This window comes from Methylomonas sp. 2F7 (assembly GCF_057126975.1).
On the sequence record NZ_CP195203.1, the window covers coordinates 594995 to 613175 of the forward strand.

At 51.7% G+C, this 18181-nt stretch carries 12 protein-coding genes; 5 read left to right on the plus strand and 7 right to left on the minus strand.

Annotated elements, in window-relative coordinates:
• Both ybeY and ACR64Q_RS02880 read left to right on the plus strand, forming a co-directional pair.
• Entirely contained in the window at positions 1-462 is a 462-nt protein-coding gene (gene ybeY, locus ACR64Q_RS02875; RefSeq protein ID WP_313733533.1) for an rRNA maturation RNase YbeY, read from the plus strand.
• Entirely contained in the window at positions 462-1298 is an 837-nt protein-coding gene (locus ACR64Q_RS02880; RefSeq protein WP_020483175.1) for a CorC family transporter, read from the plus strand. Before ybeY ends, ACR64Q_RS02880 begins: the two co-directional genes overlap by 1 nt.
• Here the strand turns inward: ACR64Q_RS02880 and ACR64Q_RS02885 are convergent.
• The 5 genes from ACR64Q_RS02885 to glgB form a co-directional block, all read right to left on the minus strand.
• The gene (locus tag ACR64Q_RS02885) at positions 1291-5046 is read right to left on the minus strand and encodes a bifunctional diguanylate cyclase/phosphodiesterase (RefSeq protein ID WP_313733534.1); all 3756 of its coding nucleotides are present in this window, start codon (positions 5044-5046) and stop codon (positions 1291-1293) included. The genes ACR64Q_RS02880 and ACR64Q_RS02885 overlap by 8 nt on opposite strands.
• Positions 5047-6093, minus strand: coding sequence for an extracellular solute-binding protein (locus ACR64Q_RS02890; RefSeq protein WP_313733535.1), 1047 nt, complete (start codon positions 6091-6093; stop codon positions 5047-5049). It abuts the gene before it with no gap.
• Positions 6094-6253: 160 nt separating this feature from the next.
• Positions 6254-7045, minus strand: a complete 792-nt coding sequence (locus ACR64Q_RS02895) for a type II and III secretion system protein (protein ID WP_313733536.1) — start codon at positions 7043-7045, stop codon at positions 6254-6256.
• Entirely contained in the window at positions 7035-8468 is a 1434-nt protein-coding gene (glgA, locus tag ACR64Q_RS02900; RefSeq protein WP_313733537.1) for a glycogen synthase GlgA, read from the minus strand. Before glgA ends, ACR64Q_RS02895 begins: the two co-directional genes overlap by 11 nt.
• Positions 8469-8478: 10 nt before the next feature.
• Positions 8479-10659: a 1,4-alpha-glucan branching protein GlgB gene (glgB, locus tag ACR64Q_RS02905; RefSeq protein ID WP_026603483.1), complete on the minus strand. Its 2181-nt coding sequence runs from the start codon at positions 10657-10659 to the stop codon at positions 8479-8481.
• Positions 10660-10874: 215 nt separating this feature from the next.
• On the opposite strand from glgB, the gene glgC reads away from it, so the two are divergent.
• Genes glgC through malQ form a run of 3 tightly spaced genes read left to right on the plus strand, consistent with a single transcriptional unit; the run spans position 10875 to position 15327 of the window.
• Positions 10875-12155 carry a glucose-1-phosphate adenylyltransferase gene (gene glgC, locus ACR64Q_RS02910; protein ID WP_026146964.1) on the plus strand — a complete coding sequence of 427 codons (1281 nt, stop codon included), beginning with the start codon at positions 10875-10877 and terminating at the stop codon, positions 12153-12155.
• The gene (locus ACR64Q_RS02915; protein ID WP_026603484.1) at positions 12145-13836 is read left to right on the plus strand and encodes a glycoside hydrolase family 57 protein; all 1692 of its coding nucleotides are present in this window, start codon (positions 12145-12147) and stop codon (positions 13834-13836) included. Before glgC ends, ACR64Q_RS02915 begins: the two co-directional genes overlap by 11 nt.
• 18 nt (positions 13837-13854) lie before the next feature.
• Positions 13855-15327, plus strand: coding sequence for a 4-alpha-glucanotransferase (gene malQ, locus ACR64Q_RS02920; protein WP_313733538.1), 1473 nt, complete (start codon positions 13855-13857; stop codon positions 15325-15327).
• A gap of 15 nt (positions 15328-15342) precedes the next feature.
• Here malQ and ACR64Q_RS02925 read toward each other — a convergent pair whose 3' ends face one another.
• The gene (locus ACR64Q_RS02925) at positions 15343-16200 is read right to left on the minus strand and encodes a quinoprotein dehydrogenase-associated putative ABC transporter substrate-binding protein (protein WP_313733539.1); all 858 of its coding nucleotides are present in this window, start codon (positions 16198-16200) and stop codon (positions 15343-15345) included.
• Between the two features lie 93 nt (positions 16201-16293).
• Entirely contained in the window at positions 16294-18147 is a 1854-nt protein-coding gene (locus tag ACR64Q_RS02930) for a methanol/ethanol family PQQ-dependent dehydrogenase (RefSeq protein WP_313733540.1), read from the minus strand.
• Positions 18148-18181: the final 34 nt, after the last annotated feature.

The window sequence follows — 18181 nt, forward strand, 5'->3', positions numbered from 1 at the left end:
ATGAATTATATCGACATGCAAATTGCTACGTCGGCGCCTCACCCCGAATTGGAGCAGTTTCAGCAATGGGCGGATATCGCCCTGGCAATTTTTGAAGATGGCGCGGACAGCGAACTGGTGATTCGGTTAGTCGATGATGCGGAAAGTGCGCAACTCAACCAACAATATCGCCACAAGAATGGGCCGACCAATATCCTGAGCTTTCCGTTTGAAGCGCCGGCGGGTATGGATATGGACTTGCTGGGCGATTTGGTGATTTGCGCGCCGCTGATTGCGCAGGAAGCGGCGCAGCAAAACAAATTGGCCGAACATCATTGGGCGCATATCACTATACACGGCGTATTGCATTTGCTAGGGTATGACCATATAGAGGATCAGGATGCCGAACAAATGGAAGCATTAGAAATTGAGATTTTGAGCAAATTAGGTATAGCAAACCCTTATATGGAGGATGGAAAGTAATGAGCGATGGTAACCCCCCGAGTAGTCAACCCCATAAGAGCTTGATCGAGCGCATCGGTCATTTTCTGAGTGGGGAGCCGCAAGATCAGGAAGACTTGCTGGAGATATTGAGAGAATCGCAAGAAAAACATCTTTTAGACTCCGACGCGTTGGCCATGATGGAAGGCGTAATGCACGTAGCGGAGATGCGGGTCAGAGACATCATGATTCCGCGTTCGCAAATGGTGGTCGTGCCCCGGGATGCGGAGCTGGAAACCATCTTTCCTTTAGTTGTCGAATTTGCCCATTCCCGATTTCCAGTCATCGAAGAAGACCGCAGTAAGGTAGTCGGCGTGTTACTGGCCAAAGACTTGCTGGCTCATGCTTTGCGGGATAAAACCCTGAAAGTCGAAGATGTGATGCGTCCGGTCAACGTGGTTCCGGAAAGCAAGCGTTTGAACGTGTTGTTAAAAGAATTTCGCACCGAACGCAATCACATGGCTATCGTCGTCGACGAATACGGCAACGCCGCCGGCTTGGTGACGATTGAAGACGTCCTAGAGCAAATCGTCGGCAAGATCGAAGACGAACACGACGACGATGAAGTACAAGAATTTATTTCTCAGCGTAGCGAAAAAGAGTTTATCGTCAGCGCGCTGACACCCATCGAAGAATTCAACGATTATTTTTCCGCTACGCTGGAAGACGACGAATACGATACGCTAGGCGGTTTGATCGTGCAGCGCCTTGAGCATTTTCCCAAGAAAGGCGAAAAAGTGGAGCTGGAAGATTTCTGTTTCGAGGTATTGCGGGCCGACAATCGGCGGGTGCATTTACTGAAATTGAAGCTCAAATAAGTGTGTTCTGTGCGCTGGTGCCTGAGGCTAGTAGTTCCTCGAATGCATCGGCCGGCAGGGCCCTGGAGAATAAATAGCCCTGTCCATAGTCGCAGTCCGCTTCCAGCAGTAGCTGGCGTTGTTGTTCGGTTTCTATGCCTTCCGCGATGACCTTTATGCCCAGCTTGTGCGCCATGACGATAATCGCTTCGCAGAGTATCTTGTCGCTGGAGTTCGGCGACAAATTACCGACGAAAGACTGATCTATTTTCAGATAGTCGATATCGAATTTCTTCAGATAAGCCAGCGACGAATAGCCTGTGCCGAAATCGTCCAGCGATACTTGAATTCCCGCATCTCGAAAAGCCAGTAATTGATCTTTTACCACATTGCTGGCGTCCAGCAGCAAGCCCTCGGTAATTTCCGCCACGATGCTTTGTCCGGGCAACTCAAGTGTTTGCAAGTGATCCAGCCAAGTGCCTTGGGACTGGTCGTCGTAAAACTGCACCGGCGATTTGTTGACGCTGATCTGAAAATCCGGATGGTACCGGGAACGCCATTGTTTGACCTGTCCCGCCGCTTGTTTAAATACCCAATCGCCGATTTCGGCAATCAGGCCTATATCTTCGGCAATATGCACAAATTCTGCGGGACTGACCATGCCGCGCGTCGGGTGTTGCCAGCGAATCAGCGCTTCGGCTTTATGGATGGCGCCGGAGCCCAGTTCCACGACCGGCTGGTAATACACTTCAAACTGGTTGGCCTCCAGAGCGTTACGCAAATCGTCGGCAATCAGCATGCGCGCTAGAGCGGCTTCCTGCATTGACGGAGTGAAATAACAATAGCGATTACGGCCCTGATGTTTCGCGGCGTACATTGCTTGATCGGCGTTTTTGATTAATGAATCGATTCTCTCGGCGTCCTTGGGGTAGAGCGTGATGCCGATACTGGCGGAGATGTAGGCCACTTTGCTTTTCAGCTGAAAAGGTTCGGCCAATCTTTGCAGGATGTTTTTGACGACGCGTTCGGCGTCGTCGGCATCATCAAGTTCGCCGAGGATAACTGTGAATTCGTCGCCGCCCAATCTGGCGACAGTATCGGAATCGCGTACGCAACGCAGTAGCCGTTGCGAGGCATCTTTTAGCAATAAATCGCCCATATCGTGCCCCAGTGTATCGTTAACTTCCTTGAACCGGTCCAGATCGAGCAATATCAAAGCGACCTGTAAGCCGCTACGATGTGCCTTTTTGATTTCTTGATCCAGTCTGTCGTGAAACATGCGGCGGTTGGGCAGGCCAGTGAGCGGATCGAAATTGGCTTGGGTCCAGATCAGTTCTTCGGACTGTTTTTTTTGCGTGATGTCGGAAAACAACGCAACTCGCCGCTGCGGCACGCCATCCGCACTGAAGATGGTATTGATGGTCAGTTGCTCGGCGAAAATCTCGCCATTCTTCCGGCGATTCCAAATTTCGCCTTTCCAGTGACCGCCAGTGTTGATGGCGTGCCACATGGCTTGATAAAACTGTTCGCTCTGCCGCTCGGAGTTCAGAATGTTATGGTTTTTACCGATGACTTCGTCCAAGGTGTAGCCGGTCAACGCGGTGAAAGCCGGATTAACATTGATGATCATGCCTTGTGCGTCGGTTACGGCCATGGCTTCGCTGCTGTTTTGATAGACTAACGAAGCCAATTGCAGCTCTTCATTACTGCGGCTACGGTCGATCGCGATGCCGGCCAGATGCGAAGCCTGTTCAATCATCTGAATATCGTCGGCTCCCGGTGACGCTGGCTGGCGCTGGTAAATAGCGAACGTGCCCAACAATTGGCCGGAGGAGCCACGGATTGGTTCCGACCAGCACGCCCCTAAGTCGGCCCGTGCCGCAAGCTCGGTAAAAGGTCCCCAATACGTATGATTTTGAATATCTTCGACAATGACGCGTTGGCCAAAGTAAGCGGCGGTGCCGCATGAGCCGACGCCGGGACCTATGAACAAGCCGTCTACGGCGGCATTGTAGAAGTCGGGCAGGCGTGGTGCCGCACCAATAAATAGGCGATTGCCTTCGCTATTCAATAACAAGATTGAACAGAGTAAGTCCGGATTTTGGGTTTCCACACCCCGCACTACCGCTTGCAGGATATCCGGTAATGCCGCACCTTTTGACAGTAATTCCAGTACGTGGTTATGGGCGCGTTCGCGATTAGCCGCTTGTTGGCGATCGCTGATATCCATGGCAATACCGATAATGCCGACCGTTTCTTGGTTAATGTCCTGTAATTGGGTGCGGGTTATTTGGATGGTATGCCGTTTGCCGTCGGCAAATTTAATTTGCTCGAGAGATTGATGCGGTTGGTTCGCTTGCGCTAAACAGGCTTGATCGGCGCTTAGGAAACGGGCGGCCATTTCCGTGCCAAACAGCTCGGCAAGTTGCTCGTTAGCAATGAAGCGGGCTTCCGGCAGGCCAAGGGCGTCGCAAAAGGTATGGTTTACAAACAAAAAGCGCGTATCAAGGTCGGCCAGCCAAATGCCGACCGGTGCGTTGTCGAGAATGGCATGCAACTTGGCTTCGGAGGCATGTAGCTCAGCTATTTGCGAGTTTAGTTGCTCGGTCATCGACATGAAGCTATTGGCCAGGTAGCCGATTTCGTCGTTACGCTGCGTCGGTAGCCCGGTCAGCGGCGTGCCCAGCTTGTATTGACCGATGGCGGTCGTCATCGAATTTAGCGGTTTGGCCAGGACGCGCGCCAACAGTAGCGAAATTGCACTTGCCAGCAGGCTGAACAGCAATGTTATTTCGATAACGCCTATTCCCAGGGCTTTACTTTCCTGCAAAACGTTTTTCAGCGGCGTGTACAAGCCCAGCATCGCGAAGCGCCCGCGACTTTCCGAGCCCAACGGCAGTTTTACGAAAGCGGCCAGTGAAGAAGCGGCCAGACTTTGCTTATCGCTGGTCGCGAATACCAAATGCGCTTGTTTGCCAGCCAGAATCGCTTTTATGTTCGGGATGTCATCCTGAATCAGGAAATTGCGGCCGCTCTCAAATCCAAAGGTTTTTGCCGCGTCGGGGTGCATCAAGTAGTCCCCTCTGTCGTTGCTGAGCAGCAATTCAATATCGTCGGGAATATCGCCGCGCACTTGCTCGAACAACCCTTGTAAATCGACATTGATGACGATCACCGCGATGGTGGAGGCGTTCGCCGACTTGATGGGCATCGCTATCCGCAGAGTGGGTTTGCCGAATCCCAGGTGAGTGCCTAATTCTTGATTTAAATTGATTTCGGATACGTAGTATTGCTCGGCGGCTAGCGGCATGGTTTCGAATACGTATGGGAAATGGTTCTTCTCTTGTAATTGTGCCTCGTCAATGATTTTGAGGTTGTCTCGGTCTCTATCGACTCTGACCAATTCCTTGCCGTAATGTTGTGTGTCGATCAAACGGATTTGACTGTATTCGGGATGGGCATTCAGCAGGCTGACAAAAATCTCCGCCAATTGATTTTTGCGTATGCTCAACTTTGACTCAGGTTTCGCCGAGACGATGTCGGCGCTGACCGGCAGATGGGTTAGAAACTTTACGTTGCTGGCGGTAGCTGCCAACGCATCCGCAAATCGGTGTCCTAAGGCTTGGGTGTCGTTTAACAGCTTATCCTTGGCCGTTCCCACCAGCATGGTCCGGCTGCGGTCGTAAACATAATAACCGGTTAGGCCTGTGGATAGTGTGCCTAGCAGTGCCAGCCAGAAACCCAGTTTTATGCCTATGCTGGAGCGCACTCAGAATGCCTCGGGCGCTTCGCCGGAAATGATTCTATCCCATAGAGTTTTGCGCGCTAGCGGATTGAGTATCGGTTCCAGCCAAATGATGGGCAGGTTTTGGGGGCTGTCGTTCTCCGGCGCTGTAAGGGTGTTTGCCAAGCCGTGTTGCTGGGTGAGTCGCTCGCTGACCACTTTTTCCAAGGTGTAATTAATCCATGCTTCCGCTAATTCAGGGTTTCGGCTATTTTGGGTGATTGCCCAGCAATCCAGCCAGGCCAGCGCGCCTTCGCGGGGAATCACATAGCCGATGTCGGCACCTGCTTCGCGCAGGGCTTTCAGTTGTTGGGTGCCGTAATTACCGAAAATCAAGGCTATATCATATTTGACAAAAAGCCTGGTCGCTTCCTCGGCAGTCGCGTAAAAAGTCAAAACATTACGGCGTAACTTGGCCAATTCGCGAGCGGCCTGTTGTAGTTCGGGATCCGTCATCCGGAACGGATTGGAGACGCCCCTCAGTAAGCCGACCATGGAAAAATTGTGATTACTGGCGTTAAAAGCCAGCACGCGGCCCCGATAAGCAGTATCCCACATAGCCGACATGGATTGTGGGGCTGTGTTAATTAGTTTGCGGTTATAGATCAGCCCCATTTCCGAGTAGGTGTAAGGAATGGCATACGTGTCGTTCCCACGAACCAGGCCGGGGATAGCTTGCAAGTTTTGGAAACGCGGCAATTGCCGGGCATGGTTGGGGATATTCGCCATGCTGATCGGTCTGCTCAGGCCATGATCGATATAACGCTGCAATTCCGCAGTATTGACAGCAAATACGTCATAGCTGCCGCTATTGATTTTCTGCCAAAGGTCGTCGTCCGACGTGACCAGGGTCAACTCAATCGCGACGTTGAACCGCTGCTGGAATGCCGAAATCACTTCATTATCGGCGTAACCGTCCCAAGTGAGTAACCGCAACGTTTCCTGGGCGGACACCCAACCGGATATTGCCAGACACATGATCGTTAGAAAATATGTAAAAACGGTGGCGGAACGTTTGGCAGTAATGCTCATAAGGCTGTCGGCATGAATTTGTCGGGCCATCATAACCAATTAGTATGCGCTTTCCGCCAATTACGATATTGATATTATGTTGCCGCGCACAGATTCCGAAAATAATACCGTGACGCTGCCGGGTAGGATTGTTCGGCTGGTAGTTGAGTGCGGGTCCCGATCAATCCGCTTGATCGACTTTGATCAGAATGCGTAAAACGTTTTGCCGGGTACTGTGGTTGAAACTGTTGAAGCCGCGACTGTCGGATTGTTCGGTGTCGGCATTGCCGGCAAGTTCCACCCATTCGCCGAGATTGGCGCGTAAAGTGGTGTGTGCGGATTGGGTTTCGATGTGGCCGTTGCGCTGAAAGGTGTCCGACCACGGTTCGATATCGAGAGTGACTTGGTTGCCGGTCAAGCGCGGCGTAACAGCGAAGCCGGTACTGGCTTCAATCATCTGGGTATTGGTGCTTACCGCGGAACCGTAACCATAGCCCGAGTCGTAGACGCTGTAATTTTGCACCGGTCGGACCTGTCCGGTTTTGATATGGGCTGCCTGACCTTCCAGGGTGCGTAATTGTTGATTTTGCTGCTTGTTTTGCAAATCCTCGGTGTTGCCCATCATGCCGCGCATCCGAATCGTATTCGGCGCTGCGGCAATGGCCGCTTCGGCGTTCAACTCGGCTGCCGTTTTGCTGCTGGTTTGTAAGACGCTGATGACTAAATTGCTGAGCCGGGCATCGAGTTTTTGAATGAGGGCCCTGATTTCGCCGAGTTTGGCGGGATTGGTTTTAACGATCAGACTGGAACCGTTATCGATGACGCGATCATCGGCATCCAGCAAGGGCGCCACTAAAGCCTGTACTTCTGAGGCGGGGCGGTTGACGAGCGGGATGACTTCCAGCACCGATTCGTCGGCAACCGCGAGGCCGGCTATCAACATCAAGCCGGCCAAGCAGGGTTTAGATTTCATTGTAAAGCGCGAGATATTGATTCGCACTGTTTTGCCAGGAGAAATCCTTGACCATCGCGTTACGCTGAATTTTCTTCCAGACCGGTCGGTTGTGGAATAACACCAGGCTGCGTTTGATGGCTTCTATCAGCGCTGCCGCTGACGCATCGTTAAACGAGATGCCGCTGGCGCTGCCATTGCTGATGCTTTCCGGCAGTGCATCGACCACCGTGTCTGCCAAGCCGCCGGTTTTTCTGACAATAGGTATCGTGCCGTAGCATTGGCTATACATTTGGTTCAAGCCGCAAGGTTCGAAGCGCGATGGCATCAGGAAGATGTCGGCACCTGCTTCGATTTGATGCGCCAAGCGTTCGTCATAGCCGATGGTGATGGACACTCTTTCCGGATACAGGCGGGCAAACTCCTGCAAGCGGTATTCGATGCTTTTATCGCCGCTGCCCAGTAAGGCAAATTGCAAGGGTAGGGTGGTCATCTCCTGCAGACAGCTCAGTACCAGATCGATACCTTTTTGCTCGACCAGGCGGCCAATCAAGCCGAACAATGGGGTTTCCGAGTCCACCGGCAAGCCCAGTTGTTGTTGTAGTGCCGTTTTATTGATTAGCTTGTCTTTTAAAGTATCGACGCTGAAAGGTTTAGCGATATATTCGTCGTTAGCCGGGTTCCAGACCGACACATCAATACCGTTCAGAATGCCGCTCAAGTGGCTTTGTTTATGCGCCAATAGTCCTTCCAAGCCGTAACCGAACTCAGGGGTCTGGATTTCCTGGGCATAGGTGGGGCTCACCGTGGTTATGCGGTCGGAATAGCTCAGGCCCCCTTTGATAAAGGACAGCATGCCGTGGAATTCCAGGCCGTCGGGGTGTAGTAATTGCCCAGGCAGATTTAACTGGGCGTAGGTGCTGCCGGGGAACAGCCCTTGGTAGGCCATATTGTGAATGGTAAAAATCGTCGCCGGCGGGTTGGGTTCCAATGACAGTAGCGCCGGTACCAAGCCGGTCTGCCAATCGTTGCAATGCACGATGTCGGCGTGCCAGTTTAAATATGCCCGGTTGGTGGCCACTTCCACGATGATGCGGCAGAACAGCGCAAAGCGCTCACCGATGTTCGGCCAGGGTCGCCCGGCTTCATCGAGATACGGATTACCGGGAAAATTGAAGAACGGCGGATAGTCGACCAACCAGACGATGACGTCGCTGTCCGGCAATCGGGTCTCCAAAAGATTGACGTCGCAATTGTTGACTCGCACCGTACATAGGTAACGGCCGGGCTCGCAGTTCTTGATGCCCTGGTAATTGGGCATGATAATCCGTACGTCTTGGCCCAGTTCGGCCAAGGCCAAAGGCAGGCTGCCGGCGACATCCGCCAGGCCGCCGGTTTTGATCAGGGGATGAGTTTCGCTGCTCGCGAACAGAATTTTTTTCATGGCGATAAAACTACATTTTCAAAATAATGCCGGCCAGGGGCGGCAAGGTGACGGAAATGGAGTGGTCTTGGTTCATCCACGGTTGCGGTTCGGACAGCACTGCGCCATTGCCGGTGTTGCTGCCGTCGTAATACTGCGAATCCGAGTTGAATATTTCGTAGTAAGTACCTGGGTTAGGTACGCCGATCCGGTAGGCTTCACGCGGCACGGGCGTAAAGTTCAGGATCACGATCAGATCTTCATGCGCTGATTTGCGCCGATAGCTAATAATGGATTGCTGATAGTCGTGGCAATCGATCCATTCGAAGCCGTGATGATCAAAGTCGTAGCGGTGCAGGGCGGTATGGCTGGAATAGAGTTTATTCAAGTCTTTGACCAGCGTTTGCAGACCTTTGTGGTGTGGGTAATCCAGTACGTACCAATCCAACGTGCGGTTGCAACTCCATTCGGTGCCTTGACCGAATTCGCAGCCCATGAACAACAGTTTTTTGCCTGGGTAGGTAAACATCATCGTGTACAGCAGGCGCAAATTGGCGAAGCGCTGCCATTCATCGCCGGGCATTTTGTTCAACATCGAACCTTTGCCGTGTACCACTTCGTCGTGGGAAAACGGTAGCACGAAGTTTTCGGTGAACGCATACAGCAAGCCGAAAGTCAGCGAATCGTGATGATACGAGCGATGAATCGGTTGCTCCTGCATATAATGCAGAATGTCATGCATCCAGCCCATGTTCCACTTCATTGAGAAACCCAGGCCGCCGGTCCAGGTCGGGCGAGTGACTTGCGGCCAGGAGGTTGATTCCTCGGCCATGATCACCGTGCCGGGATGCTGCTCGTGGGTGACGGTATTCATCTGGCGCAGGAAGTCGATCGCTTCCAGGTTTTCGTTGCCGCCGTACATGTTTGGGATCCAGTCGTTGGCGTCGCGGGAATAATCCAAATACAACATGGATGCCACCGCATCGACCCGCAGGCCATCCAGATGGAATTCCTCCAGCCAGAAGAAAGCGCTGGACAGCAGGAAGTTTTTCACTTCGTTGCGGCTGTAGTTGTAAATCAAGGTGCCCCAGTCGCGATGCTCACCCTTGCGCGGGTCTTCATGTTCGTACAACGGCGTACCGTCGAAGCGACCCAGCGCGAAGCTGTCTTTCGGAAAGTGGGCTGGGACCCAATCCAAAATCACACCGATGCCGTTTTGATGACAATGGTCGACGAAATAGCGGAAATCGTCAGGGGTGCCGTGACGGCTGGTGGGCGCAAAATAACCGGTGGTTTGATAGCCCCAGGAAATGTCCAGCGGATGCTCGGTGACTGGCAACAGCTCGATATGCGTAAAGCCCAGTTCCTTGACGTAATCCACCAATTGCTCGGCCAGTTCCCGGTAATTAAGGAAATTGCCGCGATGGTCGCGCCGCCAGGAGCCCAGGTGTACCTCGTAAATCGACATCGGCTGATGCAGCCAATCGTGCTGCGGACGGTGATCCATCCAGCTGCCGTCTTGCCAGGTATAACTGTCTTCTGCTGTGACAATCGCGGCGGTTTGCGGACGGAATTCGAATTGCTGGCCGTAAGGGTCAGTTTTGACCAGTAGTTGGCCCGTGTGGCGATTCAGAATTTCAAACTTGTACAGGCAGCCGACGGTCAGGCCTGGAATGAAAATTTCCCAGATGCCGCTACTGCCCAGGCTGCGCATCGGATGGCACCGGCCGTCCCAGCGATTGAAGTCGCCGATCACGCTGACCCGCTGTGCGTTCGGTGCCCAGACCGCAAAATGTACGCCGGGAATATCGGCTACGCTGTGTAGATGCGAGCCCAGCTTTTGATAGATATGCCAATGCCGGCCTTCGGCAAACAGATGCTGGTCGAATTCCGGCAGCACCGGGCCGAAGCAGTACGGATCGTAGTGTTGGTGGTCATAGCCGTCCTTATCCGTCCAAAATAATGGGTAATGTTCGGCGATGGCTTCGCTACCCGGATGGTATTCGAAAAAATCGGTGTCGGGAATACGAGAGAATTCAGGGCCTTGGGGACTGTTGATTCGCACGGTTTCCGCATAGGGCAAATACACTCTGATGACATTATCGCGGCCTTGGCCATGACGGCCTAGCACTGAGAAAGGATCGTGATGCTTTGCTTCGGTGAGTTTTATTAGTTCTGAATCAAGCGTGTTGGTTTTGCTTGGCTTGTTCATTTTGCAATGCCTCAGTTATAGTTAGTTATCGGTTGGCAGGAATAGCAATTTTGGTAATGACCGACTTTTCAGCATCAAATCGCTTGAGTTTTTACTTTTCCGTGAAGAGTAACGATAATGGCTCTACGCGGCAAGTGGCAGGTAGAGAAATCTGTTAAATGTCGGTTGCAGTCGGTTTTGGGCGGTACAGCTTATTTAATTGAAAGAGGATACACATGTCAGTCGTCGATACACATCAAACGGAGAGACGGGTCAATGATTTAACCCGCAACACCATTGCGTTAATTCTGGCTGGTGGACGCGGATCGCGGCTAAAGGATATGACCGACTGGCGGGCCAAGCCGGCGGTGCCGTTTGGTGGTAAATTCCGTATCATCGACTTCCCATTATCCAATTGTATCAACTCCGACATTCGCAAGATCGGTATCCTTACCCAGTATAAGGCTGATTCGCTAATTCGCCACATTCAACAAGGCTGGGGTTTTTTGCGAGGCGAGTTTGGTGAATACGTGGACTTGATGCCTGCGCAACAACGGCATGACGAACATTCCTGGTATCAAGGTACCGCCGATGCGATTTACCAAAATATCGACATCCTGCGGGCCCGTAATCCGGAGTTTGTATTGGTATTGGCGGGCGATCACATTTACAAGATGGATTATTCGGTGATGCTGGCCGATCACGTCGCCAACAAGGCCGATCTGACGATAGGCTGCATTGAGGTATCCCTGGAAGACGCGAAAGCGTTTGGTGTGATGCACGTCGATGAAAATCGCCGGGTCAAGGCTTTTGTGGAAAAGCCCGAAAACCCTCCCGTCATGCCCGGCCGCGAAAACACCGCGCTGGCGTCCATGGGTATTTATATTTTCAATGCCGGTTTCTTGTTTGAACAACTGATCAAGGATGCCGATACCAAAGGTTCCAGCCGCGATTTCGGTAAAGACATCATTCCGTCGGTGATCGAAAAATATCGGGTCAATGCTTATCCGTTCCTGGATTTACAAAGCGGCCAGCAAAGTTACTGGCGCGATGTGGGAACCATTGATGCCTACTGGGCGGCCAATATGGAATTGGTCGGTGTTAAGCCTGATATGAATCTGTACGACAACACCTGGCCGATCTGGACCTATCAAGCGCAAACGCCACCGGCCAAATTTGTGTTTGACGATGACGATAGACGGGGCCAGGCGATCGATTCCATGGTCTCCGGCGGTTGCGTGATTTCCGGCGCCACTGTGCGCCACTCCCTGCTGTTTTCCATGGTGCGGGTCAACTCATATAGCTCGGTGCAGGATTCGGTGGTATTGCCCGAGGTGAATATCGGCCGACACTGTCGGATTACCAAAGCCATCATCGAAAAAGGTTGTCAGATACCGGAAGGCACAGTGATTGGCGAGGATCGAGCCGAAGACGAAAAGCGTTTTCATGTCAGCGAGGGCGGCGTGGTGTTGGTGACCTCCGATATGCTCGGACAAAGACGGAATTATGTCCGATAAAAAGCTTAAGCTGGTGCTGTGCTGGCACATGCACCAGCCTGAGTACCGCGACATGCAGAGCGGCGAATTCAAGCTGCCATGGACCTACCTGCATGTGATCAAGGACTATGTGGACATGGTCGCACACCTGGAAGCCGTGCCGGGTGCCAAAGCGGTAGTGAATTTTGCGCCTATCCTGCTGGAGCAGATCGAAGATTATTCCAACCAAGTCAGCGGATATTTACACGATAGAATTGCCATCAAGGACCCCCTGCTGGCAGCATTGGTCGAGCCTTCGGTGTCCGCGGATCCGGAGAAGCGCTTAAAGTTGTTGCGCGATTGCCGGAAAGCCAATCGCGAACGGCAGATCGAACGCTATCCGGCTTTTCGTAAATTAACCGATATGGCCGACTGGATTGAAGGGCATCAGGATTCTGTCAATTATCTAAACGCCCAATTTATTTCCGATATTTTGGTTTGGTATCACCTGGTCTGGATGGGCGAGACTGTCAAGCTCAATGATAAGCGGGTGAAACGCTTAATCGAAAAAGGCTGTGGTTTTAGTCTGCATGATAGGATCGAGATTGTCGAAATTATCGGCGATCTGCTATCGAAAGTTATCTACCGTTACAAAGCTTTGGCCAGAAAAGGCCGCATCGAACTGTCTGTGACGCCTTATGCGCATCCGATCATGCCGTTGATGCTTGAGATAGACAGTGCGCGCGAGGCAATGCCCGGCGTAATCTTGCCGGGTATTAGTCATTACCCCGGCGGTGAAGAGCGGGTGCGTTGGCATTTGCAAAAAGGTTTGGCGACTTTTCGGCATTTTTTCGGTTTCGAACCGCAAGGTTGCTGGCCGTCCGAGGGCAGTATCAGTCAGCGGACTCTGCAAGTGTTAGCTGATTTTGGTTTCAAATGGGCCGCCAGTGGCGGTAATGTCTTGCATAACAGCATACGCGCCAGCGCGGTCGGCGAAGCGGTTGCTGTGCATCGACCCTTCAAGTTGGGTTCCGCAGAGATAGCCTGCTTTTTTCGTGACGACGGATTGTCGGATTTAATCGGATTTGAATATTCAAAATGGCATGCCGATGATGCGGTGGCAGATCTGATTCATCACTTGGAAAATATCGCCGATTATGAGCCCCAGACGCCCTTGGTTTCGATAATCATGGATGGTGAAAATGCTTGGGAATATTTTCCGGATAACGGGTATCATTTTCTTAGTGCACTGTATAAGCGGCTCAGCGAACACCCGCGTATCGAATTAACCACTTTTTCGGACTATCTGGATAGCGCTGCTCCCCAATGCGGATCCCTGCCGAAATTGGTGGCCGGTAGTTGGGTGTATGGTACGTTTTCGACCTGGATTGGCGATGCCGATAAGAACTGCGGCTGGGATATGTTGGCCGATGTCAAAATCGCTTTCGACAAAGCGGTCGCCAACGGTAAACTCTCCGAGCAACAGCTAGCTGTCGCACAGGTGCAATTGGGCGTCTGCGAGGGATCGGATTGGTTTTGGTGGTTCGGTGATTATAATCCGGGCGAAGCGGTCAGCGATTTTGAAAAACAGTACCGGCTTAATTTGAGCAATCTCTATCGTTTGCTGGGTGAAGAACCTCCGCCGTATCTGGCCTTATCGTTTACGCAAGGCAGCGGCAGCCCGGCGATGGGTGGCGCAATGCGGCGCGGTATTCAAATATAATAAAACGGAACAAACAACATGGGTGCTCTCTTGGATAAACGCCGCGCAGGTGTTTTGCTACACATAACATCGCTCCCGGGCCGTGGAGAGTGTGGCGATTTAGGTAAGGAAGCCTTCAATTTTGTTAATTTTCTGCATGATATCGGTGCCACAGTCTGGCAGACTTTGCCGTTGGGCATGACGCACGGCGACGGCTCACCTTACCAGTGCTTGTCGGCACATGCCGGCAATCCTGCCTTGATTAACATTCAATGGCTAGCCGATAAGGGTTGGCTGCAACCCACCGACCGTTGCGGCGATTGTCATACCAATACGGAATACACCAAAAGCTGTCTGGTTACCAAAGCGTTCTATGGTTTTCAAAGCTTGGCTGACGCTGAGCAGCAGCACGACTTTAAACAGTTTTGCGTGGAAAAGGCCAATTGGCTTGACGACTTTGCCTTGTTTATCGCCTTGCGTAATGTGTTTGGACATAAAAGTTGGAATCAGTGGCCGGATGCGCTGAAACAACGCGAGCCGGGCGCGTTGAACGAATCGAAGCAGTTACTGAAGGCTGTGATCGAAACGATCAAATTTGAGCAGTATGTGTTTTTTCGGCAATGGCACGAGTTGAAAGATTACGCGGCCAAGCATGGCGTGCTGATGTTCGGCGACATTCCTATCTTTGTGTCGTACGACAGTGCCGATGTATGGGCAAACCGTGAGGTATTTAAACTTAACGATTTGGGCGAAATGGATACGGTGGCCGGCGTGCCCCCCGATTACTTTTCCGAGAATGGTCAGCGCTGGGGTAACCCGCACTATGACTGGAAATATTTGCAGAAAACCGGCTTTAAATGGTGGCTGGACAGGATTAAATCCCAGTATGAAATGTTCGATATTTTACGAATCGATCATTTTCGCGGCTTGGAGGCTGCTTGGGAAATTCCGGCCAGCGAGAATACCGCAATCAATGGGTGTTGGGTGAAAGCGCCGGGTGCCGAATTGCTGGCGGCCATTCAGGAGCAATTCGCCTCTCTATCCTTAGTGGCCGAGGACTTGGGCATCATCACCGAAGAAGTGGAATCCTTGCGCGACGAGTTCGCTTTGCCGGGCATGAAGATTTTGCAGTTTGCTTTTGGCGATGATAGCCGCAATCCCTATCTGCCGTGTAATTATCAGAGAAATAGCGTGGTCTACACAGGTACCCACGATAACGATACCACGCTGGGTTGGTTTGAAGGGCTTAACGACGGCGAGAAGCAGCGCATTTACGATTATCTCGGCTGGTCTAGTTTGCCTATGCCTAGCGCCTTAATTCATGCCGCATTCGGGTCGGTTGCCAATCTGGCGGTGATTCCGATGCAGGATATTCTGAAGTTGGGATCGCCCGATAGAATGAACACGCCAGGCACAACCGAAGGAAATTGGCGCTGGCGGTTCGATTGGTCGCAGTTAACGGATGATAAAGCCGGACATTTTGCGCATCTGGTGAGATTGTTTGGGCGCTAGACCTTAAAGCAAATTTCAATCGTTGTCTTTTTTGCCGGTGTCTGCGGGGATCGGCAATACAGCGATGTCGTAACTTGCGATGATGGCTTGGATTTTATCCAGGTTTTTGTCGATCAATTCATTTAGTTGTTGCTTGCGTTTGTTGTCGCCTTGACGCAAGCCCACGGCTATTGAAAAATCAAACTTCAGGCCGGGCGAAGATTGCATAGGTATCGCAATATAGCTGCCTTTGGGGGCTTGTGATTGCACATAACCCGCCATTGGTCCCCAAAGTATCACCATGTCTATCTTTTTGGCGCGCAAGTCTTTTTCAATCTGCATAGCGGTGTTGTGTTCGCTGTCCCCTGTCATGCTTTGGTAGGGAGTCCCTTGCTCCAGCAAGCCGCTTTTTTGCAGCCATTCGGTGCCCGGGCCGCGGTCGAACATTGCTATTTTTAGCTTTTCCTGTCTGTCCAGGGGGAGATTAGCTAGCTGTGCGCTGTCTTTGATATCGTCCCAGCCACGGCCTTTGGCGATCAGCAGCACATAAGTCGAGTGGAAGTAGGGTTTGCTGGTGTCGGTAAGGTCGTAACCGGCCGGTACGCCCATCACCACATCGCATTTAAAACCTTCGCCGTTATCGTTCTCGGCTTTCAATGTGTTGCGGATAAAGCCGATTCTTTCCGGCAGCCAGGTATATTCCAGTTCCTGTCCTAACTGTTCGGCAAATAGGGCAGCAATTTTGTTTTCGTAGCCGGTTTGTTCCTTGGTCGAATAGGGCGGGTTTAACGGGTCGGCGCAAACCCGGAATTTGTCTTGGGCATTCACGGAAATAGTGGATACAGCCAAGGTCGCCGTCATAAACAGTCTTGCGGCGGTTGAGAATATTTTCATCGCAGTTTCCTTTTAGCTGGGGTCTATACGTAAAAAAGCCTTGGCCGATTGCTCGGCCAAGGCTTGCTTTACTGAAATCTAATGAATTAGATCTTAGTTAGGCAGAGCGAACACAGTCAGTGTACCACCCAATTTAGTGTAGGAGCTTAAGCTTCTGTAAGCACCCACCGCGCCCAAACCTTCTGAGCTAGATGCTGATGTGCCGTCGTCGATACCGGCAGCGATACCGATACCAGCCCAGCCACCAATACCTGACAGAACGCCAACATACTGTTTGCCGTCAAATTCCCAGGTATTTACGTTACCGATGATGCCTGATGGGGTTTTGAATTTGTACAATTCTTTACCGGTTTTAGCATCAACTGCTTTCAGGTAGCCTTCCAGGGTGCCGTAGAATACGACGCCGCCAGCTGTAGCAACCGAACCTGACCATACAGAGAATTGTTCTTTGTTAGACCAAGCGATTTTGCCGGTTTTAGCATCATACGCAGTGAACTGACCCAGGTTGGTGGTGCCGTCTTTTTTACCTGTCAGCACATCGGCACCGGCAGGCATCATAGACAGCGTGGCACCTACATAAGGTTGGCCAGCAGTGTATGAAACTTCAAACGGTTCGTACTCCATGCACAAGTGGTTGCCTGAAATATAGAACAGGCCGGTTTGTGGAGAGTAAGAAACAGGTTGTTGGTTTTTAGAACCCAACGCCGCAGGGCAGGTGCCTACAGTGTTAACGTCTTCACCGTTGTGCTCTGTAGAAAACTCAGGTACTACTTCAGGACGGCCTGATTTCAGGTCAACATGAGATGCCCAGTTGACGGATTTGTCGAATTTTTCAGCAACCAACAGTTCGCCGGTTTCACGATCCAGGGTATAACCGAAGCCGTTACGGTCGAAATGCACGATGGTTTTATGCATTTTGCCTTTCACTTCTTGGTCAACCAGAACGGTTTCGTTGATACCGTCATAGTCCCATTCGTCGTGTGGAGTCATTTGGTAAACCCATTTAACTTCACCGGTGTCGGCGTCACGTGCCCACAAAGACATAGACCATTTGTTGTCGCCTGGACGTTGTACAGGGTTCCAGGTCGATGGGTTGCCTGAGCCGTAGTAAACCAAGTTCAGTTTAGGATCGTAAGAATACCAACCCCAGGTAGTGCCGCCGCCGATTTTCCATTGGTCGCCTTTCCAGGTGCTAGTGCCGGAGTCAGCGCCAACAGGTGTGACTTTGCCATTTTCCCAAGTGGTGGATTTACCTGGTTTCAACAGGGTGTCTTTATCAGGACCCATGCTGTAGCCTTTCCATTCCAGTTGACCGGTACGGATGTTGTAAGCAGCCAAAAAGCCGCGAACACCAAACTCACCGCCGGAAATACCGGTAATGACTTTGTCTTTAACAACCAATGGTGCGTTGGTGTTGGTCATACCCAGTTTTGGGTCGCCGTTTTGTACGCTCCATACGCGTTTACCGGTTTTTGCATCCAATGCAGTCAGAACGGTGTCTGATTGTTGCAGGAAGATTTTGCCGTCGCCATAAGCCAAACCACGGTTAACGGTATCGCAGCACATCACAGGGATGGTTACGTCAGCGTCCATGGTCGGGGTGAATTCCCAGATGACTGCTTTAGTTTTTTGATCTATCGCGTAAACGGTGTTTGGGAACGGAGTGTGGATGAACATAACGCCGTTAACAACCAAAGGGCCGCCTTCATGACCACGCAAAACACCTGTAGAAAAAGACCAGGCTGGTTGCAGGTTTTTAACGTTTTGAGCGTTGATTTGCGACAGCTTGCTGTAACGTGTGCCGGCGTAGTCGCCGCCCCATGTAGCCCAGTTAGCTGGGTCTTGTGTCAGTTTTTCAACATCGCTGTTAGCGGTAGAGACAGTTGGTGCAGCAAGTAAAGTAGCTACAGTCGAAGCAAGCAGCCAGTTTTTTACAGGCTTCTTCATATGTTTCCTCCTGGTAATCTGTTGATGAGACAGA

Excerpts from the sequence above, each read along its gene's own strand:
- ybeY (WP_313733533.1), top strand. The coding sequence starts at position 1 with ATGAATTATATCGACATGCAAATTGCTACGTCGGCGCCTCACCCCGAA.
- ACR64Q_RS02880 (WP_020483175.1), top strand. The coding sequence starts at position 462 with ATGAGCGATGGTAACCCCCCGAGTAGTCAACCCCATAAGAGCTTGATC.
- ACR64Q_RS02890 (WP_313733535.1), bottom strand. The coding sequence starts at position 6,093 with ATGAGCATTACTGCCAAACGTTCCGCCACCGTTTTTACATATTTTCTA.
- ACR64Q_RS02895 (WP_313733536.1), bottom strand. The coding sequence starts at position 7,045 with ATGAAATCTAAACCCTGCTTGGCCGGCTTGATGTTGATAGCCGGCCTC.
- glgA (WP_313733537.1), bottom strand. The coding sequence starts at position 8,468 with ATGAAAAAAATTCTGTTCGCGAGCAGCGAAACTCATCCCCTGATCAAA.
- glgB (WP_026603483.1), bottom strand. The coding sequence starts at position 10,659 with ATGAACAAGCCAAGCAAAACCAACACGCTTGATTCAGAACTAATAAAA.
- glgC (WP_026146964.1), top strand. The coding sequence starts at position 10,875 with ATGTCAGTCGTCGATACACATCAAACGGAGAGACGGGTCAATGATTTA.
- ACR64Q_RS02915 (WP_026603484.1), top strand. The coding sequence starts at position 12,145 with ATGTCCGATAAAAAGCTTAAGCTGGTGCTGTGCTGGCACATGCACCAG.
- malQ (WP_313733538.1), top strand. The coding sequence starts at position 13,855 with ATGGGTGCTCTCTTGGATAAACGCCGCGCAGGTGTTTTGCTACACATA.
- ACR64Q_RS02925 (WP_313733539.1), bottom strand. The coding sequence starts at position 16,200 with ATGAAAATATTCTCAACCGCCGCAAGACTGTTTATGACGGCGACCTTG.
- ACR64Q_RS02930 (WP_313733540.1), bottom strand. The coding sequence starts at position 18,147 with ATGAAGAAGCCTGTAAAAAACTGGCTGCTTGCTTCGACTGTAGCTACT.